This is a genomic window from Pedobacter sp. (assembly GCF_039594775.1).
Taxonomy (GTDB): domain Bacteria; phylum Bacteroidota; class Bacteroidia; order Sphingobacteriales; family Sphingobacteriaceae; genus Pedobacter.
In genome coordinates this window covers 186,998-209,996 of record NZ_JBCNMT010000008.1, presented here as the reverse complement: position 1 = coordinate 209,996, position 22,999 = coordinate 186,998, and the positions used below count along the sequence as shown (strand labels likewise).

Sequence of the window (22,999 nt, the reverse complement as noted above, 5' to 3'; positions counted from 1 at the left end):
AGCGATAAACAAAAAAAGTGCCCATGAAATCATGGACACTTAGGGTGTAAAAGTATAAAAGCAAATTCTTATGCGTAAGCTACGGCATCTTTTGATGGCAGTTTACTATAGCCCATGAGGTATTCATCTACTTTACGAGCGGTTTCACGCCCTTCGGAAATGGCCCAAACTACTAATGACTGCCCTCTGCGCATATCTCCAGCGGCAAAAATCTTAGGGATATTGGTCTGATAGTTTCCTTCTATCGCTTTAACATTGCCTCTTTCATCCAGTTCAACGCCTAATTTTTCAATTAAGCCTTCTTTTTGAGGATGCAAGAAACCCATTGCCAACAGCACTAATTCACAAGGATATTCTTTTTCGGTACCTGCAACTTCTTTAAATCCAAGAGGTCTGCCGGTAGCTAAATCAATATCCCATTCTACATCAACTACTTTCAGGGCTTTTAAGTTTCCTTGTTCGTCTTTAATAAACTCTTTAGTGTTTACAGACCAAGCTCTTTGTGCACCCTCTTCATGTGAAGTAGTGATTTTCAATAGCATTGGATAGCTTGGCCAAGGCATATGTTCTGTACGCAATTGTGGAGGCATTGGCATGATCTCGAATTGGGTTACTGATTTTGCTCCATGACGGTTAGAGGTTCCGATACAATCTGAGCCTGTATCGCCACCACCAATTACGATTACGTTTTTGCCTGTAGCAGTAATTTCCTCTACTTCGATTTTACGACCACCTACACGCTTGTTTTGCTGTTTTAGGAAATCCATTGCAAAATGAACTCCTTTTGCTTCTCTTCCTGGCAATTTCAAATCACGAGGAATGGTAGAACCACCAGCTAAAACAATGGCCTGATATTCGCGTAATAAGGTGCTTATCTCCACATTTTCACCCACGTTAGCATTATATTGGAATGTAATGCCTTCTTCTTCCATCAGCTTAATCCTTCTTTCTACCACATCCTTTTGTAGCTTAAAGTCAGGAATACCATAGCGCAACAATCCTCCCGCTACATCATCACGTTCAAAAACAACTACTTCGTGACCTGCTTTGTTCAACTGAGCGGCAGCGGCCAACCCAGCAGGACCAGAACCTACCACAGCTACTCTTTTACCTGTTCTAATTAAGGGCTCGCTGGCTTTGATATAGCCTTTTTCAAAAGCAATTTCAATGATATGCTTCTCAATTTCCTCAATAGATACCGGCGATTTGTTGATGCCCAACACGCAAGCACTTTCACATGGTGCGGGACAAATTCTACCTGTAAACTCCGGGAAGTTATTGGTGCTTAATAAAATTTCAGCAGCTTGCAGCCATTTGCCTTGATAAACGGCATCGTTAAATTCAGGAATAACATTTCCTAACGGACAACCCGATTGGCAAAATGGCACGCCGCAATCCATACAACGTCCTGATTGCTTATTCAACTCGTCAGATGGCAGCAATGAAACAAACTCATCATAGTGCTTTAAACGTTCTTGCGGCGTTTGTTTTGAAGGCGAAACCCTTTCGTATTCAAAAAATCCTGTCACTTTTCCCATCTTAGTTAATTTTTACTTGTGTACGTTGTAATAAAACTGCTTTGTATTCTTTAGGGAAAACTTTCACAAAGTGTTGCGATTGATTTTCCCAGTCGCTTAATATGAACTCGGCTACTTTACTGCTGGTTAGCCTTGCATGGTTTTTCAACAGTGTAAGTATTCTTGTTTCGTCCTCTGGTTGTAGTGGATCAAGATCTACCATTTCTGGGTTGCATTTGTTGGCGAAGGTTTTGCTGGTGTCGTAAATCCAAGCCATACCACCACTCATTCCTGCTGCAAAATTGCTTCCGGTATCGCCCAAAACCAATATTTCACCACCTGTCATGTACTCACAACCGTGATCGCCTATACCTTCTACTACTGCAGTAGCTCCCGAGTTACGCACGGCAAAACGCTCACCTGCTTTACCACGAACATAAAGCTCACCTGAAGTTGCTCCGTAGAGCGCTACGTTGCCGATGATGATATTTTGCTCCGGCACATAGTTGATGTTGGCAAATGGATAAACTACTAATTTTGCTCCCGACAAACCTTTACCTACGTAGTCGTTACCTTCACCTTCTAAAGTAAGGGTTAAGCCTTTGGTAGCGAAGGCACCGAAACTTTGTCCGGCAGAACCGAAGCATTTGAAGTTAACGGTGTCTGGTGCCAAACCTGCACTCTTATGTACTTTTGAAATCTCATTAGATAGCATGGTACCTATAGATCGATCGGTATTTTTCACATCAAAGCTGGCAAACACGGGTTCGTTATTTAAAATAGCTGGCTGTGCTGCTGCAATCAACTGATGGTCCAATACTTTATCTAAACCATGATCTTGACTTTCGGTATTGTATAGGGGTTGACCATTTGCAGGTTCTTTATATAAAATTGGTGATAGGTCTACATATTTCAATTTCCAATCCGCATCGGCTACTTCTCTTGGTTTTAACAGATCAGATTGTCCAACCATTTCATTTACGGTTCTGAAACCAAGCTCTGCCATCAATTCACGTACTTCCTGTGCTAGGAAATAGAATAAATTCACTACATGATCGGCCTCGCCTGTAAACAGCTTTCTTAAGTTAGGATCTTGCGTAGCTACACCTACTGGACAAGTATTCAAGTGACATTTACGCATCATGATACAGCCCGAGGTTACCAGGGCAGCGGTAGCAACACCCCACTCTTCTGCGCCCAACAAGGTTGCAATCACAATATCCCTACCTGTTTTTAACTGTCCATCGGTTTGTAGCACTACCCTACTTCTTAAGCGATTTTTCACCAAAGTTTGGTGCGCTTCGGCCAAGCCAAGCTCCCAAGGAAGCCCCGCATGTTGGATAGAGGTTAACGGCGAAGCTCCTGTACCTCCATCGTAACCAGAAACCAAGATCACATCGGCATGTGCTTTGGCTACCCCTGCTGCAATGGTTCCTACGCCCGCCTTAGACACTAACTTCACGTTAATTCTGGCGGCCCTGTTCGCATTCTTCAAATCGTAGATCAACTGCGCCAAATCTTCGATCGAATAGATATCGTGGTGTGGAGGTGGCGAGATCAGACCTACGCCTGGGGTGGAGTGACGAACTTTTGCAATCCAATCATCCACTTTGTGACCTGGTAACTGCCCCCCTTCTCCTGGTTTTGCTCCCTGCGCCATTTTGATCTGCAACTCATCGGCATTGGTTAGATAGTAACTGGTTACGCCAAAACGTGCCGAAGCAATTTGTTTGATGGCCGATCGCATTGAATCGCCGTTGGCCATGGTTTGGTAACGGATTTCGTCTTCGCCTCCTTCACCAGTGTTACTTTTACCGCCAATCCTGTTCATGGCAATTGCCAAAGTAGAGTGCGCCTCGTGCGAAATTGACCCGAAAGACATTGCGCCTGTAGCAAATCTTTTAAAGATATTTTCGATCGGTTCTACTTCATCAATACTAATGGATGGACGTGAGTAGTTGAAATCGAATAGCCCTCTAATGGTATAGGCTTGTGTGGTTTGTTCGTTAACAAGTTTCGAATATTTCTTGAACGTTACAAAATCATTCCTACGGGTTGCATTTTGCAAGAGGTGGATGGTTTCTGGATTGAACAGGTGTTTTTCGCCACGTCTTCTCCATTTATAGGTACCACCCGCCGTTAGGATATGTTCTGTTTGGGTGTGTTTTCCGAAAATACGGTTATGCTTGATCAAGGCTTCTTGGGCAATTTCATCTAAACCTAACCCTCCAATACGAGAAACTGCTCCTGTAAAGTGTGTGTTTACTACTTGTTGGTTAATTCCCAGAATTTCGAAAATCTGCGCTCCGTGATATGATTGCAAGGTTGAAATTCCCATTTTCGAGAAAATCTTTAACAATCCATCTTTTACGGATTTGATATAGTTATAGTTTAATTGATCTTGTGTTAAGCCGCTTTCTTTTTGGAAAGTATTGATCGTTTCCAAAGCTAGATAAGGGTTTACCGCTGTAGCTCCAAAACCAATTAAGGTGGCAAAATGATGTACTTCCCAAACATCGCCCGCTTCTACCACAATGCCTACAGCTCCTCTATAACCTTTTCTGATCAGGTGATGATGCACTGCCGAAACTGCCAATAATGAAGGGATGGCTGCGTGGGTTGAATCTAACGCTCTATCGCTCAAAATGATCACCTGAAAGCCGTCTTCTACAGCATCCACTGCGTAACGGCATAAACGATCTAAGGCTTTTTGCAGTGATCCAGCTTTTCCATCGGCCCTAAAATACATTTGTAGGGTTTTAGATTGGAATAGGCCTGTATCAATACTTCTTAGTTTTTCCAACTCGGGATTGGTTAATATAGGATGTTTGATCCCAACGCAATGACATTGCATTTGGTTTTCTTCCAATAGGTTTCCATTATTCCCCATAAATCCAGCCAAGCTCATCACTACTCGCTCACGGATAGGGTCAATTGGCGGATTGGTCACTTGCGCAAACAACTGTTTAAAATAAGAAGACAAGTGCTGAGGTTGTTTAGAAAGCACTGCTAATGGCGTATCTGTACCCATTGAACCAATCGCCTCCTTACCATCTATTGCCATAGGCTTAAGCAATAAATCAATATCTTCCCTTGTATATCCAAATACCTGTTGGTAATTAAAAATCGATTCTTCTGACAGATTGGTGAACATTACCCTTGGTTCTGGGAGTTCTTCCAATTTGATTTGATATTGGTTAATCCAGTCTGCATAAGGGCGACGGCCACAAACTTGCTGTTTGATTTCATCATCACTAATGATACGTCCCTGCTCCATGTCAACTACAAACATTTTGCCTGGGGTAAGTCTACCTTTTTCAATCACTGTACTTTGGTCAATCTCAACCGCTCCCGATTCAGATGCCATAATTACTCGATCGTCACTGGTCAACACGTAACGTGATGGACGTAAACCATTTCTATCTAAAGTAGCTCCAATTAGGCTACCGTCGGTAAAGGCAATAGCTGCCGGACCATCCCAAGGCTCCATTAATGAAGCATGGAATTGATAGAAAGCGCTTTTGATCGGATCCATATCCTTGTTTCCGTCCCACGCTTCTGGTATTAACATCATTAACACATGCGGCAACGAACGGCCTGCATGCAACAATAATTCTACTACATTATCTAAACATCCCGAATCTGACTGAGTTTCGTCAATCACCGGCAAAATCATATTCAACTCCTCCGGAGTAAAGTATGGTGATGCAAATGATTTCACACTTGACCTAAACCAGTTCAAATTGCCTTGCAACGTATTGATTTCACCATTATGGGCAATATGCCTAAATGGTTGCGCCAAACGCCAAGACGGGAATGTATTGGTTGCAAAACGAGAATGCACCAAACCAAACGCTGACACCATACGCTTATCACTAAGCTCGGCAAAATAAGTGCGCACCTGTAAAGAGGTAAGCTGTCCTTTGTACACAATGGTTCGCGACGAAAAAGACGCTACGTAAAAATCCTGCTTACTGTCTTTTACAGAATTGTAAATGGTTTTGGTGATGTAAGTTTTAAGCACAAATAACTTACGTTCAAAATCGGCACCGGCAGGCACATTGTAAGGACGAGATACATAGACTTGCTCAATTTCAGGTTCTACAGAAAGAGCCATTTGGCCAATGTCTGTTGTATCTACCTGTACTTTTCTAAATCCAAGCACTTCAAAGCCCAGCTTTTCTGCGGTGCGGTAAATAATTTCTCGACACTCTTCTCTGGCCCTAATTTCTTTGGGCATAAAGAGCATGCCTACGCCGTAGTCACCATATTGGGGCAAACTAAATCCGGTACGTAAACATTCGTCAAATAGGAATTCGTGGGGAACCTGTATCATGATACCGGCACCATCTCCGGTATTAGGTTCAGCACCACATGCGCCTCGGTGATCCAAATTCTCCAAAATGGTAAGCGCATCTGAAATGTTCTGATGTGATTTTCTCCCTTTCACGTGGGCAACAAAACCTATACCGCAAGCGTCATGCTCAAAACTGTCACGGTACAAACCCTGTTGTTCATTTAAATTTTCCATTTATTAGTTGGTTGTAGTTAGTGTGTAGTGAACACTAAGATAAGAAAAAAATAAAACAAATTATATATTTGATAAAAAAATTATCAAAAAACTATATTATAGATAAAAATAAGCTTTCAAATTATCAATATAATAAAAGAAAACGTTACCAATTAAAATTTTATCAAAGCAATACACAAGTAAATGTGATGTTTAAATGCTTTAAAGCAATATTTCATAAAAACTAGACAAAATCATACAATACGCAACATATTGACCTTTAACAACTTAAAAAACATTAAAAAATTAAATGATTTTATATTTTGTAAAACGTATGCTTTTACTACCTTTGTGCCGGGCAAGTCTTTTACGATCAGCTCCCTTTGAACTCCCCCAGGTTGGGAACAAAGCAAGGGTAGAAGGTTGTAGCGATGCGATAAAAGTTGCTTGCCCTTTTTTTTACCCCTTATCCCCCTGAAGGGGGAATATAAATAATCAGGGTCTTTGTTCTAAAAACCTTTTATTTAAATAAACATGAAATTTTTTATCGACACCGCCAATCTAGATCAAATTAGAGAAGCACAAGATTTGGGCGTTTTAGATGGCGTGACCACCAACCCTAGTTTAATGGCCAAAGAAGGCATTACTGGAGATGAAAACGTTATCAACCATTATAAAGCAATTTGCGACATTGTTGACGATAATGTAAGTGCAGAGGTAATTGCTACAGATTACGAAGGCATTATTAAGGAGGGCGAAGCTTTAGCGGCCCTAAATCCTAAAATTGTGGTGAAGGTGCCGATGATCAAAGAAGGCTTAAAAGCTATTAAATATTTTAGCGGAAAAGGTATCAGAACCAATTGTACTTTAATCTTCTCTCCTGCCCAAGCATTATTGGCCGCTAAAGCTGGTGCTACTTATGTATCTCCATTTTTAGGCAGATTAGATGATATTTCTACCGATGGTTTAACTTTAATTGAAGATATCCGTTTGATTTTTGATAACTACGCTTATGAAACTCAGATCTTAGCAGCTTCTATTCGTGGTCCTTTACATATTGTTAATTGTGCTAAAATTGGCGCTGATGTAATTACGGCTCCTCTTTCGGCAATTACAGGCTTGTTAAAACATCCGTTAACTGATAGCGGTTTGGCTACTTTCTTAGCTGACCATGCTAAAGCTGCTGGAAAATAAGCAATATTTATTACCTTATTTATAAAGGCCTTCGGTTTTACCCGAAGGCTTTTTTTATGTCCGATTATTTTCTTTTGTTAAAACAATTGGGCCTAAACTTTCTTGTTTTTGCAAGGTTATTATAACTTTACAATAATGAAAGCTAAAAACGTACTTATCTCTTTGTCTGTAATGGCGGCTACTATGTTAGGCGGCAATGCTTGGGCACAACATCAATTATCGGCCCCGCTTTGGGAAGCTAAAGAAAGTTTGCCTGTACCTGAATCAGTACTTTATAAAGCAGATACAAAGGAATTATTTGTAAGCTTAATTGATGGCCCTGGCAACATGAAAGACGGAAAAGGTGGTGTAGCTATACTGAATTTAGATGGTTCCGTGAAAAATGCACATTGGGTTACGGGATTAAACGCGCCAAAGGGTTTGGCCCTCTATCGCAATACTTTATATATAGCTGACCTTACTGCTGTGGTTAGCGTTGATATTCGTAGTGGAAAAATCAAAGATAAACTGGAAATTGAAGGTGCTGTTTTTTTAAACGACCTTACTGTTGATGATCAGGGAAATGTTTATGCCTCTGATACCAGAACACATAAAATCTACAAAATTAATAATGGCGAATACTCCGTATTTATGGAAAACGCCAAAGGTGCCAACGGGCTAAAGTGGTTAAATAATATGCTTTATGTTTTGGCAAGCACCGAACTTTGGCAGATTGATGCCCAAAAACAGGTAAAAGTAATTGCCAAAGGTTTTGAAAAAGGCGGCGATGGTTTAGAGCCCGTGGGTAATGGCGATTTTATCGTTACTTGCTGGGCTGGTATTATTTACTATGTAAATGCCAATGGAACTTTCGAGAAGTTATTGGATACGCAGGGAAAAATGAACACTGCTGATATTGGCCACAACGCTAAAGAAAGGATTATTTACGTCCCTACTTTTAACCAAAACAGTGTGGTTGCCTATCAACTTAAATAAGTGACATCACAAAATGGGCAACAAATAATGTTACCTATCGGCAAAAAACATGCTTTGACTTATTATTCTGCTTGAAATGCCGAAGCTAGCTCTTGCAATTGTTGTGAAGAGATTTGGCTTGGGTCTTTGTACTGTTTCTCCAGCAGGTCCTGCGCAATGCTAATTTTACCGCTCGTTGTTCTGATCAAACACTCGCCATTTTCAATGGTGCTAGAAATGTATCTACCAATTTGGCGATTGACATACGAAAAACGGAGCACTAATTCATGGAAAATAAATACCGGATAATTCATAGATTAAAGGTAATTGCTAAATGTTAAGTTAATGTTAACAAAAAGTCACTAAAATATTAAATAGGTTAGTTTAGTGTTAAGCACCTTCATGCTTATAAAAAAAGAACCACACACTTGTTAATGCTGAGTTTGCTATGTGCCTATGTGGTTTTGTTAATTAAACGAGAAAATTTAAACACATAGAAACATAGGGCATGAGGTTTACCAATGATAGCAGATGATTTTAGAGATAGTTTTCTCGAATTTCATTCCATTTGGCTTGGTCAATTTGATAGACGAAATTCAATTTAGGTTGTTCTCCAAAATAAGTCACTTCTTGTTCTGCTATCTTCTCGGCACCAATGCGCCCCACTGCAATTTGCGAACGTATATTGGTAGCGCCTACATGTAAATTCACTTTTGACACAAATTGAAAGATATAATCTAACATGATTTTCTTTACCGCTTGATTAATGCCCTTACCCCAACAAGCGGTACCATAAAAGGTATAGCCTATTAAAATGCTATCATCTTGTGGGTCGTAATCATAAAACCTTGTGCTGCCAATTACTTTATCGTTTGTTTTGTCTACAATTTTAAAGGCTCCCTTACTTTGCATGGCGCCATCAAAGAAATTTTTGAACACCTCCCTTTTCCAACGGTCTTTATTTGGGTGCTGTTCCCAAACTTTTGGATCTGATGCAACTTCGTAAAGTGCTTCGAAATCGGTTTCCTGTAAGGGAATAAGTTTTACATTTTCATTTTCTAAAATGGGTTGTACGCTAAAAGTCATGGTGGAATTTTTCGGTTTCTTGAATAAGTTGTTGTATAATTTCAGTAGTTGAACTTCCGCTATACTCGTTAATAGATTGTCCAGCCCAAATGCTCACAAAATCTGCATTGCTATTGGCTTTGGCCAACTTTCTTAATTCGCTAGTAAGTTTATTTTGATAGGGATAAGGTAATACCCATTCGGTATGTTCCAGCGCATCGATAAAAGCGTTTTTAAGTCCCCGGGCGTAACGTCCAGAGAAACTTTTGGTAAGTATAATATCTGCTTCGGTTGCATTTCTTAGTCTTTGCTTTTCGAATTCTTGCAAAGCACTTTCTTTAGTTCCTAATAATAAACTACCTATTTGAAAGGCTTGCGCTCCCAATATTTTTGAGGCCCATAGTGTTTTAGCATTATAAATACCTCCCGCATAAATAAGTGGTGTTTTCACACGATCATAAACCTGTGATAAAAGCGATAAACCACCAATTTGCGGAATATCAGCATCTATAAAACTACCTCTGTGCCCTCCTGCTTCAATGCCTTGCACGCAAATGAGGTCTATACCCGATTGTTCTAATAAAACAGCTTCCTTTACAGAGGTGCAAGTGCCTATTAAAATAACACCATTATCTTTAAATTTTTGAATGCTCTGCGCATCAAAATTCCCAAATGTAAAGCTCACAAGCTTACACCCTTCAGCAATAATAGCCTCTACTTGTTCATGATAATCGGTGAATTTTATGTCGTCAATATCGGGTATATTCGCTTCTAAATGGTATTGTTGTGCCAGCTTCTCCACAAACTGCTTGGTATGCGCATATTGGATTCTAAGTTCGGCGGAAAGCTGGGGAATGGCATTTACGAAAATATTAACCGCAAAAGGTTGATTGGTTAATGCCTTGGTAGCTCGAATTGCTTCCACACATTTATCGGCAGGTAGATCGCCTAGCGATAAGGAGCCCAACACATTGGCCTTAGCTGCAGCGGCAACCATTTGCGGCGTAGTTACTCCAAACATGGGTGCTTGAATCATTGGATATTGAACACCTAATATCTGGCTGATGCTATTTTCCCATTTCATATGCGCTTATTTTCTATTCAAAAACCACATAATTCACTTTGTCGATACCTGTATTTCCCGTCTTCTCATCGTAGGCATACAAAATTAGCTCATAGTTTCCGGGTGTGTTAATGAAATCGCTTCCTTCAAACAAATTTGTAGAAATCCATGACATTTTAACTTCTTTAAGGTATTTTCCGTCCTTTTTAAGGATGCCTTTTACTTCCATATCTTCCGAATTCCATACACCTCCTTTGTCGATTACACAACCGCACATCATTACCACATTAGCTTGGAATTGAAAGGGTTTGTCCTTGATGTCCTTCAATGAAATGTATTGATGGGTTCTAGGTTTCAGGATATCGATAATAAATCCGGGTATTTCTAAAACAATACCATCTCCAAGAATATGTTTTCCTGGGATTAGCCATAATTCGGTAGTTACTGTGGCCTGTACTTGTTTTAAATTATAAGGTGAAACAACTTCTATGCTCACAAACGTTGGTTCCTCTATGTCTATTTTAGCCACAAAACCTGCTGTCTTCTCATCAGCAATGGAGATTGCACGGGTTTTAGGCGTTTTCATGATCAGCTCGGTATTTCCTGTGCTTCCAGTTGTTTTTCCTTCGGCCAAAATTTGCTGATTGGCTTTATTTCTAACAATGACATAGGCCCCTCCTAATGAGCTGCCAATAAATTTTGCATCTCTGGCCTTAGCTCTGATCATTACTTTTGTTTCAACAGCATAAACTGCTAAGTTGCAAAGGAGTGTAAAGGTCAATAAAAGTGCTTTCATGATTCTTTTGAGTTTAAATATTCTTGTCTAAATCGTTGATGGAATGAAGTAGTTTTTAATGCGGCATCTATATGATCCAGGTATTGAAGAATAACCAAATCGCCTGATAATAGTTCTAAAATAGCTTTCTCGCAACTGTGCCAAATTTGTTCTAATTGTGGAAGCATTTCTATGGCTTTTGGCGATAGCGAAATCATCTGCTTTCGCTTGTCTACCTGATCTTTTTTAATGTGCAGGTAATCCTTTTCAGCCATTTTTTTAACGATAGTAACTACCGATGGATGGGCGTATCCCAAAGAATCGGCAATGGTAACGATAGAAATCTCTCCTTTTTTTTGCAGCAACATGAATACGAGATACCAATTAGGTTCTATATCAATGTTAAATTCTTTGTAGAGTTTTCTCACGTCGTGGGCCATGCGATCGCTAATGCGTTTAAAGCGACTGTCTAGTGCCTTATAGCCAAGGTCTTTGATAAAATCTAAACTCATTTTACAGTGGTTGGGCTACAAATATATAAAAACGAAGCAAACTATATAGTTAACTTTATTTTTTTTTATTTTGAAAGTTTTATCAAAATTGCTCCCCTTTTTGTCGACCCATGCAACATTCATACGGTATTGGAGTCTTGAGATAAAACCAAACCATTTTCATATGATAAAAATTGCTCTTTTAACTGTTTTTGTATCGCTTAGTTCCGTCTGCGCATTTTCGCAACAAAAGTTGTTAAGCGCTGATAATATTGCCGACTCTGTTCAGGCTATGCGCAATCAGGCACGTCCACTTTGGAGGAATCCTGGTGCTGGTAAATCACAGCTAGATCAAAGTATCAACATCCTCACTTCTGCCTTAAACTATCTCAACAATCCTGCATTTAAAGCTTCGACACAAGGAAATTTCTATTTAAAATTTCGTAAGGGCGACACTTACCTTGACCTTCTAACTGCTTATGTTCGTAATCGGCAATACGCAGAGGCAACACAAGTATTAAACCAATTATACGATATCAATTCACCCTGGTATACGCTAATTGCAAAGGATTCGGTTTTCACGGAATTTAGAAAAATACCTCAAGTTGTTTCACTAATTGACCAGTTTAAACTCAGGGCAAGTATGTGGCAAGGGAAAGCAATCAGTTCAAAATATCAGGTTGATCTTTCAGAGGATGAAAAGATAGCTGGGCTTTCATCACTTTGGATGAATGCTAAATACAATTTCGTATACCTTGACAAACTTACCACCGACTGGAACAAAACCTACTTAGCGTTTTTACCCCAAGTACGTGCAACCACAAGCACAGCCGACTATTATAAGGTGCTACAACGTTTTTATGCAAGTTTAAATGATGGCCACACCAATGTTTTTTTCCCTGCCGAACTACGTAAGCAATTTAATTCACGTCCTCCAATTCGTACAGAGCTGATAGAGGGACGGGTATTGATTACGGCTGTTAACAATGACAGTTTGCTTAAAGCCGGTATTGTACCTGGTTTGGAAATTATGAGCATAAATGATATAGATGTGCATACTTATGCAAAAAACAATATAGAACCTTACCAAAGTGCCTCTACCCCACAAGACCTTGAGATACGCAAATATTCATATGGGCTGCTCAATGGCGCCGAAAAAGAACCCGTAAAATTATATCTCCGTAATTCAAAAAATAAGCAATGGTCTCAATTGGTCAACCGAAGTGGTTATACCAATAATAAAGTTCAAAAATCAGTCATTTTCAAGGCAATAGATGGTTATGGGTATTTGCAATTGAACGACTTTGATGATGAATCCATTGTTAAACAGTTTGATTCGCTATATCAGGAAATTGCTAAAACGAAAGGGCTTGTTATTGACATACGTAATAACGGAGGCGGCGATAGCTGGATTGGATATCGTATATTGTCTACCTTAACCAGCAAGGGAACTTCTACCTCAACCTCAAGAATTCCCAGTTATAATCCAAGATTTGGTAAAGAATGGTATTTTGACAATCCCGGCTCAATTGAACCTGACCAAAAACGTCTTTATCAAATGCCTGTTGTGTTGTTGATCGGTGCAAGAACCTATTCTGCTGCTGAAGATTTTGCGGTAGCATTTGACTGCATGCAGCGTGGGGAACTCATTGGACAGCCCACTGGTGGTAGCACTGGACAACCTCTTAGTTTTAATTTACCTGGTGGCGGTTGGGCCAGAGTATGTAGCAAGGAAGACACCTATCCAGATGGAAAAAAGTTTGTAGGTGTTGGTGTACAGCCAAATGTACTGGTGAAAACAACCATAAGCGATGTACTAAAAGGCCGCGACGCGACATTAGAAAAAGCACTGGAGATTTTACGTAAACGTTAAGGTATCTTTATTGACGTCAACATTCTATGCTAGACTTACGAAGTTTTAAAAACTTCATAAGTCTTTGGCCAATAATATGGTTCACCCAAAATAAAAAAGCCTCAGTTTTCATTGAGGCTTTTTTATTCCACTCAAATTCGAACCTAGAGTAAAGATTTAATAGAAAAATAGAACCTTCTGTAGCTAACTTTTTCAATAAAAATTTTGGCAAAGACTTTGTTGTATATTTTCCGCCGTAGTCCAATTAGAACCAAATCATAAAGCAAGCTATAAATACTCCTTTATACTTTCTACTAAAAATTTAAATTCAATAAAATTTGCCTAAAATGAGTTTCGGATTATACCTAAAAACATCAGCAATAATCATTCTGTCTATGATTGTAATTTCCTGTAACCAGTCAACTACAAAAGAGGTTACAACACAAGCTCCCCAAAAAAACGAGCATACAAAAATAGAAACTCCTAACACTATTAAATCCAGTCCGCGTTCAACTCGTGTAACAATAGAAAAAATTACCAGCGCTCAGTTTGAACGGGACAAGCAAAATGCCAGTCTAAACAAACCAGTTGAAAAAATTACCGATTTTAAAATTGTACAAAAGGCATTAGAGGGAATCGTAATATTTGAAAAATTAGATGGCCATTTGGGCATCAAAAAGATAAACTTCAGAAATGGCATTACCTCCGATGCCTCCTACCAATTGGATGAATGTAGTTTTAGCACCTATTTCCCGGAGGAAGACGTCCTTTTATTGGAATGTGGTCATACTACGGATAGAAGCTTTGATTTGAAAACGGGAAGGGATACTTATGAGGTCGGCAATTTGAATTACATCACCACATCGCTTACCGGAAAATATCGGTTGAACAAAATATTTGAGGGACAGGAGTGTTTTAACCATTTTATCCAAATGAAGGAAAAAGGTAAATATCAAAAGGTTCTTGACCTCAATGAAATCTTCAAAAAGAAAACGGGTAAATGGCTATGTGTAATTGAAAAGGAATTTTGGACAGACGACCATACGCTCTATTTTGGGCTGGTAACCCAATACAAGGAAGAGGGTAATGAATATGAGTTTTACAAAATTAAAATCGTCAACTAATAACGTTCCTTACCAATAGGACAAGTTAAAAAGTAATCCATATGAAAATATTGCTGTTTATTATTCCCATCACATTAGCAGTTGCCAAATGTAATAACGTCCAAACATCCGACGAACATAAAGTAATTTATAAGCTCCATAAAAAGACAGGCGTGCAGGATATAGACACATTATGGGTTTCGCAGAATGACACAACTGTTTTCAGTTCTGAAGAAACCGTTCAAAGTTACCCTGAGGGGAAAGCTAAATTGGTCATCAATTATCAATTAAAAGCACCCCAAGATGAGACTTATTACTTCATATACAATACGGAGGGGCAGCTTGCAAAAGAAGGTAAATATACAGCGAAATATGTTTTTGAAGGCAAAACCCTTGAGGGGAATTTCTATAATTCCAAAACTTATTATTATAAAAAGAACGGCATATTGAATGCCATCCACTTTCAGGTGGATGGTAGGACTCAAAAAATTGAACACTTCGACAGCGACAGGCAGCTAACAAAAGTCACCTGGTTCAATAAGAAGTCAGGCGAAAAGGATAAGGAAGAAATTTATAAAAATGGGAGGCTGAAAGAAACCCGGATATACACAGCTTTCGACGTTTATCACACTGTTAAATGAAAAATATAGCCATATTATCAATTATATTACTTGCAATTTCTTGCAACAATGGAACCCTTAAACACACACCTGAACTTCCTTCCGGCAATTCAGTTAAGGAAACGGAATTTATGAAAAAGTTAGACGGAGAATGGGCGGTACGAAATGATTGGCAAGATAGCGTTTTGACCTTTAGCAATGCAAAGGATAGAAATTTCCAACAGGAAATATTTCCTACCTACAATACGATTATTTTCAATACAGAGGACGATACTATAAAAGTTGAAACCTATGGCGAATTTGGTGATGGCACATCAGCTATCCAAAATTTGAAAATAAACAACTCCAAATGGAGTGTTGAAAATGGGTTATTAAAATTGAAATTTGATTACAGCGATTATTCGGGACAACATCACCTTGAAAGCACCTACAGTATAGAAAGAACAAAACAACAACTGATTTTAAAAAAGACGAAATGAAACAATTAACCATACTTTTTTTTCTGGCTACAATACTTTTTGCAGCCTGCCATAACAAAACAGAAAAGGAAACCAATGAAAGTGCTTTAGTGCAAGCGTCAGCCGGAGACGATAGTTTGCATACCGCAACAACAACCAGTACATCAACCACTGCAAATCCGTTACAATGGCTTCCCATTCGACATTTTCCGATCACGGATACTACACGATTCGAAAACTTTGAGAAATCCGGGATACCTGACAAACAAGGCTTCCTGAAAAGGATTAAGTTTGATCCCAAGCGTAAAGATGCCACAAACTTCAGGCTCAACTATAGAATCCCTTTCTCCGACAGTTTCAGTTCAGTGGTGATTACTTATCGGGCTGGTGAAAATGAGCTATTCACCACATTGCTCACCTTTGATAAGAAAGACAGAATAATAGACGAGCTGGTCATTGCTTACGATGAAGTGGCCGAATCAGCGTTTAGTAAGACCAGTAAAATAGAAAAAGATAAAATCACGATTACGCACAGCAATTGGATGAGCGAGGAGCCTATTTCTGAAAAAGAAACATACATGGTAGAAAGCAATGGTAAGTTCAGCAAAGTTCAAACCAAAGGAATACAGGAATGAAATGGCATGCCTACGTATTTAAAGTTCAATAATATATCATTTTAAAAAACAGATGCCAACAAAACTAAGAATCATATCATATGAATTGGTGAACGAAGGTTATCTCCGGCTCGATGTCGTGTCCGGTAGTCAACCCTGTGGCAGTATCGATCTGATTGGTGAAAAAATCAATTTCAACATCACAGGTAGATATTTCTTTAAGGGGATGGAAACTATAAAGAATATCCATATAGATTATCATAAAGGAGAATTGATTTTCATTTTTGGCAATAAAAAGCAATTAAGACTTGGTTCCGATAGGACAGTATTTACAGCAATCAGTGTGTTTCTATGAACCGCCCATGTTAAAAATTTCACACACAGGGGATGTATATTAGGGCGCTCCATGCTACAAAATTACTCACTACCGAAGATGGTAAAATAAAAAATAAACGAATGAATTACGTAAAAGAAATAAAATCGACCATTTCCGGATGCCATGAGATAAAAGAAGAGGACGGAACTTTCTATAAAATTAAGATACTGGGAAGAGGCGAAGAATTGTTTTTTCAGAAGAATAATGATGCCCTGATCTGTGATATATCGGCCCGATTTGCGGTAATTGACCCAAAGAGTATCAAGCGGTGGGATAACGGAACTAAGATAGCAGATGAAGAGCGGCAATTGATATTAACAAAGATTATTGCACTGTATGCGCAGGCGTATCAGGATAAATTAGAGGTTGTGAAAAAATGATACAATTGGAACAATATTATCCGGGTGATGACAAGTGGATTGCATTTTCCGCACTTTACAGAACTATGCCGGAGCCGGCGGTATTTACGGAATTGAAAAGTATATTTCCTGACGAGGCGCTGGCATATGTTATTGGAGGAATATTTGGCGATGTCGCATTAGCATGGATTGAAAGAGAAATACCTGCTTTGGATAATCTGCGCCCGATGGATTGCCTTGGCAACACCGGGCTGGAGAAAAGATTAAAAACGATGCTAATGAGAATGGACATTTAGAAAAGAAGACGTATTACTCCAAAACAAAACCGAAGCATCCAGATTTGAGTCCTCATAAACACAGACCGAAGGACTAAAACAAAGCGCCTGCAAAGTTTCGTTTGCAGGCTTTACTCACGCCAATTCACGCAGCATCCAAATGGTACACGAATAATGACCGGTATTGCCCAAGGGGCCGGTTAATGATCTAAAGCCTAGCTTTTCGTAAGCGGCTACGGCCGAACTGAGTTCGGGCATAGTTTCTAAATAGATTTTTTGATAACCTACCGATTTGGCAAACTCGATACATTTCAGCATCAATTGCTTGCCTATCCCCTTTCCACGGCTTGAGGCCGACATATACATTTTCACCAACTCTACGGTATCACTGGGTAAACCGTTAGATGGATAAATGCCTGCGCCTCCCAAAACTTCTCCATTTTCCTCCGCAATGAAATAGGCTGTTCTTTCTTTTTGGAAACTCTCAAACAATCGGTCGGTACTTTCGTCAAAATACGCGGTTCCGGGTTTGTCTAATCCAAACTCTTCTAAACTTGATCTAAGGATATTGGCCATGGCCAAGTTGTCTGCTGCAGTAATCGGTCTGATATTCATAACTTATGTGGCCACAAATATCGCAATAAACATCAAAAAAGGCGCATCGTTAAATGCACCTTTTCACTCATTTATTCAACTACTCTCATTCGAAATTTAATTTCAAATGTTAACATTCCAAAGCGAGTTCATAATATTGTCGATGGCATTCCGAAAGCGTAATGGCCAACTAAATCTAATTATTACACCTAGAGGATGTAAAAGCAGTGGAATTAATCTTTAATTTAGCTGTTAACCCTCTATACCAAAACATGAAGTATCTCTTTTTTATATTTTTATTCCTCTCCATCAACGCTAAAGCACAAGATATTGAAGTTTTACTGATCGGTGTTTCTCATGATTACAGTAAATATCCTAAACAAGATTTTTCCAGCATCCATCAAAAAATAAGAAAGTTTAAGCCCGATGGCTTTTTTGGGGAGTTTTTGAGTAAAGAAGACGAGCGTTTGGTGATGGATTATTGGTGCAAACAACCAAACATCAACCGGCTGAAAATGCTGAGGAGCAATAAACCAATACAAGAAGAGTTGCTGCCGCATACCATCGATAGTTTAAAAAAACAATCTTTGCTGCGACCCAATGATTATCGCATAAAAGCTGAGTTGGCCCATGCTTATTACCTTGATCAGGATGTGGCCAATGGGCATTATCAATTTTGGCATGTTCATCACTCCCTACAGCAACAACCCAATGCCGAACTTGAAAGCTATGTAAACAAATTGCTTAGCCCTAAGTTAGATACTACTGGGCGAAGCATGAGAAGGTTGAAAACATCGGAATATGCCTATATCGCCTTCCCTATGATGCGAGAGTTAGGCATGAAGGAATTGCTTGCTATGGATAACCAAGAGTACGATTTGAATTGGCAAGCCTCCTGGGAAGCTTTCGACACAAAATTCGCTTTGTTCAGGAAAGGCCTCAGCGATTCGCTTAAAAATCAGTTAAAATCAGCTTTAACGACCATTCAAAATGGCTATGCGAAATATGATCAAATCGAAATGTCTTCCAATACCGTCACAGAATGGTTAAATACTGATGAAGCGTCCCAAATTTCTGCCTCCGGAGATTTCTACCTGCCCGTGATGTACCACATGAAAGGCTTTCCTAGAGAAGAAATGCTTTCGAAAATACATTGGTGGATTATGCGAAACGAAGGCATGTGCAATAACGTGGTGAACAGGGCAAAAAAAATAGGTGCTCAAAGAGTAGTAGTTTTGGCGGGAGCTAATCATAGAAAATACATGCAGGATATTTTTAAGACGATGCCAAATGTAAAAGTGAGCAACATTAATGAGGTTAACTAGATCATTTTTACACTAAAGGTATAGCTACATTTCCGAACCCAGAATAACATTAAAACAGAAAAGGCGCATCGTTAAATGCGCCTTTTTTTTCTGTGATCCCGCTGGGATTCGAACCCAGGACCACTACATTAAAAGTGTAATGCTCTACCAGCTGAGCTACGGAATCTTCCTTCGTTCTAAGGAGGTGCAAATATAGAAATATTAATTAATGCTTCAAACTATTTATTAAAAAAGTATAAAATATTTTTTTGCCCTCGAAACAGTCGAAAAACCAAAATGGATATTGAGTTCATAAAGGGCATTTTTCATCTGAAAATCGCAAGAAAATGAGGAAATAAAAAAAGGGCCAAGAAACTAGTTCCTGACCCTACATCTACCTATGAAAAACATACCCCCGAAAGGGTAAGCCCAAATGTAAAAACATTTTTTCAAATTCTATAATATTTATGAAAATATTCTTTCTTTTTTTTTAATTGACACATGAATGTTACAATAACGGGCTTAATGACTAGTTTAACGCTAAAACAGGTACTTTGTACTCAAGAAATTTGAGTTGTGTCCGTCGATAATTTCGTTCAATAACTGCTTATTATTCTCGTTGAGTTTGGTGGCAACCAGCGAACGAATGGAAAAAGCCCTCAAGGCATCCACTACCGAAAGTGTTCCTTCGGCACTGTCTTTTCTTCCTGTAAATGGAAATACATCTGGTCCTCGCTGGCATTGGCAATTGATGTTTACCCTACTCACCTGGTTTACGATCGGATCAATTAAAGCAGCTACCTCTTCATTGGCATTACTAAAAATACTTACCTGTTGTCCGTGGGTGGATTCAATCAAATAATTGATTGGTTCTTCAATATCGTCGAAAGTTACTACTGGAATAACCGGACCAAATTGTTCTTCGGTATACAGTTTCATTTCTTTAGTCACCGGATAAACCACCGCCGGATAAACAAAGGATTCTTTGGTTTGTCCACCATTTTCATTAACCACTTGCGCTCCCTTGGTTACGGCATCATCTATTAGCTCCTGCAAATAGGCTGGCTTTTGAGGTTCAGGCAAAGGTGTTAAGGATACGCCATCTTGCCAAGGCATTCCAAATTTAAGTTTGGCAATTTCGGCAGACAGTTCTTTTACAAACTGATCGACATGCTTTTTATGCACGAAAATGATTTTCAAGGCGGTACAACGCTGGCCGTTAAACGACAACGAACCCAACACGGTTTCTTGTACCGCCAGTTTCAAATCGGCGTTGGCCGTAATGATGGCTGCATTCTTGGCATCTAAACCTAAAATGGCACGCAATCGGTTCACTTTTGGGTGCATTTTCTTCAACTCATTGGCTACTTTACTTGAACCGATCAAGGTTAGCACATTGATTTTACCCGATTCCATTAAACCTGGAATGATCTTATTGCCTCGTCCGTAAATGGTGTTGACTACGCCTTTAGGGAAATTGTCCCTAAATGCTTTTAACAATGGATAAAACAATAGAGTACCATGTTTAGGCGGTTTGAATAAAATGGTATTCCCCATGATCAAAGCGGGGATCAGCGTAGTAAAGGTTTCGTTCAAGGGATAGTTAAATGGCCCCATACAAAGCACTACGCCTAAAGGTGAACGGCGGATTTGTGCCACAATGCCTTGTTCGATGGTAAAACCCGCAGATTTACGGTCAATATCTTTTAAGGCATCAATGGTTGCATTGATATATTCGATGGTCCTGTCGAATTCCTTTACCGAATCGCCGTAGGTTTTGCCAATTTCCCACATGATCAGCTTCACCACTTCCTGCTTCTTCTCCATAATATCACGGGTGAACTTTTCTACGCATTCAATGCGTTGTGCTACGCTCATGGTAGGCCACTCTCCTCTTCCATTGTTATAGGCATGAACGGCAGCATCTAAAGCAATTTGCGCTTCCTTTTCCCCACATAATGGATAAGTACCAATTAGCTTTCGCTCCAAGCCTTTTGCGGTTTTGATACAAATTGGAGATAGTACGGTGTGCACATCTCCCGACCAGGTCAACATATCTCCGTTGGAGAGATAGCTACGCTGGTCTAAGGGTCCTTCGAGTGCATACTCGGCAGGAACATCTGCTTCGGCGGGAAACAGATTTTCTAAGTTTAGGGACATGGTTGTTTTTATTTATTACTTAGTTTATAGATTTACTAGATTTTAGCTTCAATAATATATCCCCTCGTGGTTATAGAGAGGATATATTGATTAAAGCTTAACGACTTTCATTTTAGGCACTAGGGTTTTCATAATAGCCCAAGCCAAAAGATATGCTACCGCACAAAAACCGAACATAATGGTATAGCCTGTTGTTAAATTGGCCTGTACCAAAGGTTTCTGGATATCTAAAAGTTGTTGATATAAAGCGGGGTCTATATTTTGCAATTTCGAAGCTGCTTCTGCCGGAAGTTTGCTCAACGCCATTACATTCAAATCAACTTTATCGCCGTATTTACTGAAAAGCTTTAACGCACTGATTTGGTTAATGAAATCGGTATTGCCCAATTCTTTAAATTTGGCAAAGGACTGCTCAATACCTTTATGGGTATAACTATCGAAAATCCAGCCTCCAATTTTGGTAATTAATACGCCACCAATTCCTCCAGCCATTCCACCAATACCCACTACAGAGCCTACTGCTTTTTTAGGGAACATGTCAGACACTGTGGTAAAAATATTGGCCGACCAGGCTTGATGCGCAGAAGCACCTATCCCGATCAAAACTACCGGAATCCAGAAAGAGTAATGACCCAATGGCTGCGCCAATAACACCACTAAAGGGAACAATGCAATGGCAAACATGGCCTTCATCCTGCCATCATAAATGGCATAACCTTTATTGATAAAATATTTAGGGAACCAACCGCCACCAATGCTACCGATCATGGTCATACTATACAATACTGCTAGTGGAAGCATGATCTGATCGCTGTTCATGGCATATTGATCTTTTAAGAAACCCGGCAACCAAAATAAGAAGAACCACCACACGCCATCGGTTAAAAACTTACCTGCCGTAAACGACCAGGTTTGCTTAAAGCCCAATAACTTAAACCAAGAAACTTTTTCGGTATTAGCTTCCGCAACTACCGTAGTCTCTTCTTCATCACTATTGATGTAATCAAGTTCTGCTTGTTTTATTCTCTTTTGCTTTTCTGGTGATTCGTAGAAAATCAACCAAAAAATCAACCATAAAAATCCAGCTGCACCTACCAATTCAAAAGCTTTTTCCCAACCCCAGTTCTTGGCAATCCAAGGCACTGTAATTGGAGCCAAAATAGCACCTACATTGGCCCCCGAGTTAAAAATACCCGTTGCCAAAGATCTTTCTTTTTTAGGATGATATTCTGCTGTTGCCTTAATGGCCGCTGGAAAGTTTCCAGATTCTCCAATGGCAAGTACGGCCCTAGAAAACATAAAACCCAAGATAGAAACAGGCAAGGCGGTTAAACCAAAAGTGGTTAAAATAGTAGCCATGCTTTCGCCAATGGTAATGGCATAGGCATGGATAATTGCCCCTATAGACCAAACAATAATCGCAATTGCATATCCCCACTTTGTACCTAATTTATCTACAAAACGGCCTGCAAATAACATGGATATTGCATAGGTAAATTGAAATACTGCTGCAATATCAGCATAGTCGCTATTAGACCATCCAAAGAGTTCTTCTAAGGTTGGTTTAAGTAAACTTAACACCTGTCTATCTAAATAGTTAACAGTGGTTGCAAAAAACAGTAGGGCGCAAATGGTCCACCTGTAATTGCCGATTTTGGTTTGGTTCATATTCTTGGTTTTGGTTTATAAGGTTAACTGGTTGTTTGGTTGTTTGG

General features: G+C 39.4%; 21 protein-coding genes, 1 tRNA gene and 1 other RNA gene. 12 read left to right on the top strand and 11 right to left on the bottom strand.

Annotated elements, in window-relative coordinates; translation table 11 throughout:
* Window positions 1–68 precede the first annotated feature (68 nt).
* A complete protein-coding gene (locus ABDV71_RS17395) occupies window positions 69–1,538 on the bottom strand; it encodes a glutamate synthase subunit beta (RefSeq protein WP_343534831.1) in 1,470 nt (489 codons plus the stop codon).
* Window position 1,539: 1 nt separating this feature from the next.
* On the bottom strand, window positions 1,540–6,048 hold the full coding sequence (gltB, locus tag ABDV71_RS17390) for a glutamate synthase large subunit (protein ID WP_343534828.1): 4,509 nt from the start codon (window positions 6,046–6,048) through the stop codon (window positions 1,540–1,542).
* A 335-nt stretch (window positions 6,049–6,383) separates the two neighbouring features.
* Between gltB and ffs the strand changes: the two genes are divergently transcribed.
* The 3 genes from ffs (at window position 6,384) to ABDV71_RS17375 (ending at window position 8,196) form a co-directional block, all read left to right on the top strand.
* Window positions 6,384–6,483: signal recognition particle sRNA small type (gene ffs, locus ABDV71_RS17385), an RNA gene on the top strand.
* A 78-nt stretch (window positions 6,484–6,561) separates the two neighbouring features.
* Window positions 6,562–7,221, top strand: coding sequence for a fructose-6-phosphate aldolase (gene fsa, locus ABDV71_RS17380; protein ID WP_199130431.1), 660 nt, complete (start codon window positions 6,562–6,564; stop codon window positions 7,219–7,221).
* 135 nt (window positions 7,222–7,356) lie between these two features.
* Window positions 7,357–8,196, top strand: coding sequence for an ATP-binding protein (locus ABDV71_RS17375; protein ID WP_343534824.1), 840 nt, complete (start codon window positions 7,357–7,359; stop codon window positions 8,194–8,196).
* 62 nt (window positions 8,197–8,258) lie between these two features.
* Here the strand turns inward: ABDV71_RS17375 and ABDV71_RS17370 are convergent, their stop codons facing one another.
* From ABDV71_RS17370 to ABDV71_RS17350, 5 genes are all read right to left on the bottom strand, one after another.
* On the bottom strand, window positions 8,259–8,489 hold the full coding sequence (locus ABDV71_RS17370) for a hypothetical protein (protein WP_113646203.1): 231 nt from the start codon (window positions 8,487–8,489) through the stop codon (window positions 8,259–8,261).
* 223 nt (window positions 8,490–8,712) lie between these two features.
* The gene (locus tag ABDV71_RS17365; protein WP_343534819.1) at window positions 8,713–9,261 is read right to left on the bottom strand and encodes a GNAT family N-acetyltransferase; all 549 of its coding nucleotides are present in this window, start codon (window positions 9,259–9,261) and stop codon (window positions 8,713–8,715) included.
* Window positions 9,251–10,324, bottom strand: a complete 1,074-nt coding sequence (locus ABDV71_RS17360) for a nitronate monooxygenase family protein (RefSeq protein WP_343534817.1) — start codon at window positions 10,322–10,324, stop codon at window positions 9,251–9,253. The genes ABDV71_RS17365 and ABDV71_RS17360 overlap by 11 nt, the downstream gene beginning before the upstream one ends.
* 13 nt (window positions 10,325–10,337) lie before the next feature.
* Entirely contained in the window at window positions 10,338–11,099 is a 762-nt protein-coding gene (locus ABDV71_RS17355) for a hypothetical protein (RefSeq protein ID WP_343534815.1), read from the bottom strand.
* A complete protein-coding gene (locus tag ABDV71_RS17350) occupies window positions 11,096–11,590 on the bottom strand; it encodes a MarR family transcriptional regulator (protein WP_343534813.1) in 495 nt (164 codons plus the stop codon). Before ABDV71_RS17350 ends, ABDV71_RS17355 begins: the two co-directional genes overlap by 4 nt.
* A gap of 163 nt (window positions 11,591–11,753) precedes the next feature.
* Between ABDV71_RS17350 and ABDV71_RS17345 the strand changes: the two genes are divergently transcribed.
* The 8 genes from ABDV71_RS17345 to ABDV71_RS17310 all read left to right on the top strand — a co-directional run bounded on the left by ABDV71_RS17345 (window position 11,754) and on the right by ABDV71_RS17310 (window position 17,247).
* Window positions 11,754–13,442, top strand: a complete 1,689-nt coding sequence (locus tag ABDV71_RS17345) for a S41 family peptidase (RefSeq protein ID WP_343534811.1) — start codon at window positions 11,754–11,756, stop codon at window positions 13,440–13,442.
* A gap of 326 nt (window positions 13,443–13,768) precedes the next feature.
* The gene (locus tag ABDV71_RS17340) at window positions 13,769–14,545 is read left to right on the top strand and encodes a hypothetical protein (RefSeq protein WP_343534809.1); all 777 of its coding nucleotides are present in this window, start codon (window positions 13,769–13,771) and stop codon (window positions 14,543–14,545) included.
* 41 nt (window positions 14,546–14,586) lie between these two features.
* Window positions 14,587–15,165: a hypothetical protein gene (locus tag ABDV71_RS17335; protein WP_343534807.1), complete on the top strand. Its 579-nt coding sequence runs from the start codon at window positions 14,587–14,589 to the stop codon at window positions 15,163–15,165.
* Entirely contained in the window at window positions 15,162–15,623 is a 462-nt protein-coding gene (locus ABDV71_RS17330; protein WP_343534806.1) for a hypothetical protein, read from the top strand. The genes ABDV71_RS17335 and ABDV71_RS17330 overlap by 4 nt, the downstream gene beginning before the upstream one ends.
* Entirely contained in the window at window positions 15,620–16,237 is a 618-nt protein-coding gene (locus tag ABDV71_RS17325) for a hypothetical protein (RefSeq protein WP_343534804.1), read from the top strand. Before ABDV71_RS17330 ends, ABDV71_RS17325 begins: the two co-directional genes overlap by 4 nt.
* 52 nt (window positions 16,238–16,289) lie before the next feature.
* Window positions 16,290–16,571 carry a hypothetical protein gene (locus tag ABDV71_RS17320; protein ID WP_343534802.1) on the top strand — a complete coding sequence of 94 codons (282 nt, stop codon included), beginning with the start codon at window positions 16,290–16,292 and terminating at the stop codon, window positions 16,569–16,571.
* A 101-nt stretch (window positions 16,572–16,672) separates the two neighbouring features.
* A complete protein-coding gene (locus ABDV71_RS17315; protein WP_343534800.1) occupies window positions 16,673–16,972 on the top strand; it encodes a hypothetical protein in 300 nt (99 codons plus the stop codon).
* A 5-nt stretch (window positions 16,973–16,977) separates the two neighbouring features.
* Window positions 16,978–17,247, top strand: a complete 270-nt coding sequence (locus ABDV71_RS17310; protein WP_343534798.1) for a hypothetical protein — start codon at window positions 16,978–16,980, stop codon at window positions 17,245–17,247.
* Between the two features lie 114 nt (window positions 17,248–17,361).
* Here the strand turns inward: ABDV71_RS17310 and ABDV71_RS17305 are convergent, their stop codons facing one another.
* Window positions 17,362–17,841: a GNAT family N-acetyltransferase gene (locus tag ABDV71_RS17305; protein ID WP_343534796.1), complete on the bottom strand. Its 480-nt coding sequence runs from the start codon at window positions 17,839–17,841 to the stop codon at window positions 17,362–17,364.
* Between the two features lie 251 nt (window positions 17,842–18,092).
* On the opposite strand from ABDV71_RS17305, the gene ABDV71_RS17300 reads away from it, so the two are divergent.
* Window positions 18,093–19,145 (top strand): DUF5694 domain-containing protein, encoded by a 1,053-nt coding sequence (locus tag ABDV71_RS17300; RefSeq protein ID WP_343534794.1) that lies wholly within the window; start codon window positions 18,093–18,095, stop codon window positions 19,143–19,145.
* 93 nt (window positions 19,146–19,238) lie between these two features.
* Here the strand turns inward: ABDV71_RS17300 and ABDV71_RS17295 are convergent.
* The 3 genes from ABDV71_RS17295 to ABDV71_RS17285 form a co-directional block, all read right to left on the bottom strand.
* Window positions 19,239–19,311 (bottom strand) — tRNA-Lys (locus tag ABDV71_RS17295).
* A 353-nt stretch (window positions 19,312–19,664) separates the two neighbouring features.
* Window positions 19,665–21,284 carry an NADP-dependent glyceraldehyde-3-phosphate dehydrogenase gene (locus ABDV71_RS17290; RefSeq protein WP_343534792.1) on the bottom strand — a complete coding sequence of 540 codons (1,620 nt, stop codon included), beginning with the start codon at window positions 21,282–21,284 and terminating at the stop codon, window positions 19,665–19,667.
* 90 nt (window positions 21,285–21,374) lie between these two features.
* Window positions 21,375–22,952, bottom strand: coding sequence for an MFS transporter (locus tag ABDV71_RS17285; RefSeq protein ID WP_343534790.1), 1,578 nt, complete (start codon window positions 22,950–22,952; stop codon window positions 21,375–21,377).
* Between the last annotated feature and the right edge of the window lie 47 nt (window positions 22,953–22,999).

Excerpts from the sequence above, each read along its gene's own strand:
- ABDV71_RS17355 (WP_343534815.1), bottom strand. The coding sequence starts at position 11,099 with ATGAAAGCACTTTTATTGACCTTTACACTCCTTTGCAACTTAGCAGTT.
- ABDV71_RS17290 (WP_343534792.1), bottom strand. The coding sequence starts at position 21,284 with ATGTCCCTAAACTTAGAAAATCTGTTTCCCGCCGAAGCAGATGTTCCT.
- ABDV71_RS17360 (WP_343534817.1), bottom strand. The coding sequence starts at position 10,324 with ATGAAATGGGAAAATAGCATCAGCCAGATATTAGGTGTTCAATATCCA.
- ABDV71_RS17365 (WP_343534819.1), bottom strand. The coding sequence starts at position 9,261 with ATGACTTTTAGCGTACAACCCATTTTAGAAAATGAAAATGTAAAACTT.
- ABDV71_RS17285 (WP_343534790.1), bottom strand. The coding sequence starts at position 22,952 with ATGAACCAAACCAAAATCGGCAATTACAGGTGGACCATTTGCGCCCTA.
- ABDV71_RS17335 (WP_343534807.1), top strand. The coding sequence starts at position 14,587 with ATGAAAATATTGCTGTTTATTATTCCCATCACATTAGCAGTTGCCAAA.
- ABDV71_RS17370 (WP_113646203.1), bottom strand. The coding sequence starts at position 8,489 with ATGAATTATCCGGTATTTATTTTCCATGAATTAGTGCTCCGTTTTTCG.
- fsa (WP_199130431.1), top strand. The coding sequence starts at position 6,562 with ATGAAATTTTTTATCGACACCGCCAATCTAGATCAAATTAGAGAAGCA.
- ABDV71_RS17340 (WP_343534809.1), top strand. The coding sequence starts at position 13,769 with ATGAGTTTCGGATTATACCTAAAAACATCAGCAATAATCATTCTGTCT.
- ABDV71_RS17305 (WP_343534796.1), bottom strand. The coding sequence starts at position 17,841 with ATGAATATCAGACCGATTACTGCAGCAGACAACTTGGCCATGGCCAAT.
- ABDV71_RS17350 (WP_343534813.1), bottom strand. The coding sequence starts at position 11,590 with ATGAGTTTAGATTTTATCAAAGACCTTGGCTATAAGGCACTAGACAGT.
- ABDV71_RS17395 (WP_343534831.1), bottom strand. The coding sequence starts at position 1,538 with ATGGGAAAAGTGACAGGATTTTTTGAATACGAAAGGGTTTCGCCTTCA.
- ABDV71_RS17320 (WP_343534802.1), top strand. The coding sequence starts at position 16,290 with ATGCCAACAAAACTAAGAATCATATCATATGAATTGGTGAACGAAGGT.
- ABDV71_RS17325 (WP_343534804.1), top strand. The coding sequence starts at position 15,620 with ATGAAACAATTAACCATACTTTTTTTTCTGGCTACAATACTTTTTGCA.
- ABDV71_RS17345 (WP_343534811.1), top strand. The coding sequence starts at position 11,754 with ATGATAAAAATTGCTCTTTTAACTGTTTTTGTATCGCTTAGTTCCGTC.
- ABDV71_RS17375 (WP_343534824.1), top strand. The coding sequence starts at position 7,357 with ATGAAAGCTAAAAACGTACTTATCTCTTTGTCTGTAATGGCGGCTACT.
- gltB (WP_343534828.1), bottom strand. The coding sequence starts at position 6,048 with ATGGAAAATTTAAATGAACAACAGGGTTTGTACCGTGACAGTTTTGAG.
- ABDV71_RS17300 (WP_343534794.1), top strand. The coding sequence starts at position 18,093 with ATGAAGTATCTCTTTTTTATATTTTTATTCCTCTCCATCAACGCTAAA.
- ABDV71_RS17330 (WP_343534806.1), top strand. The coding sequence starts at position 15,162 with ATGAAAAATATAGCCATATTATCAATTATATTACTTGCAATTTCTTGC.
- ABDV71_RS17315 (WP_343534800.1), top strand. The coding sequence starts at position 16,673 with ATGAATTACGTAAAAGAAATAAAATCGACCATTTCCGGATGCCATGAG.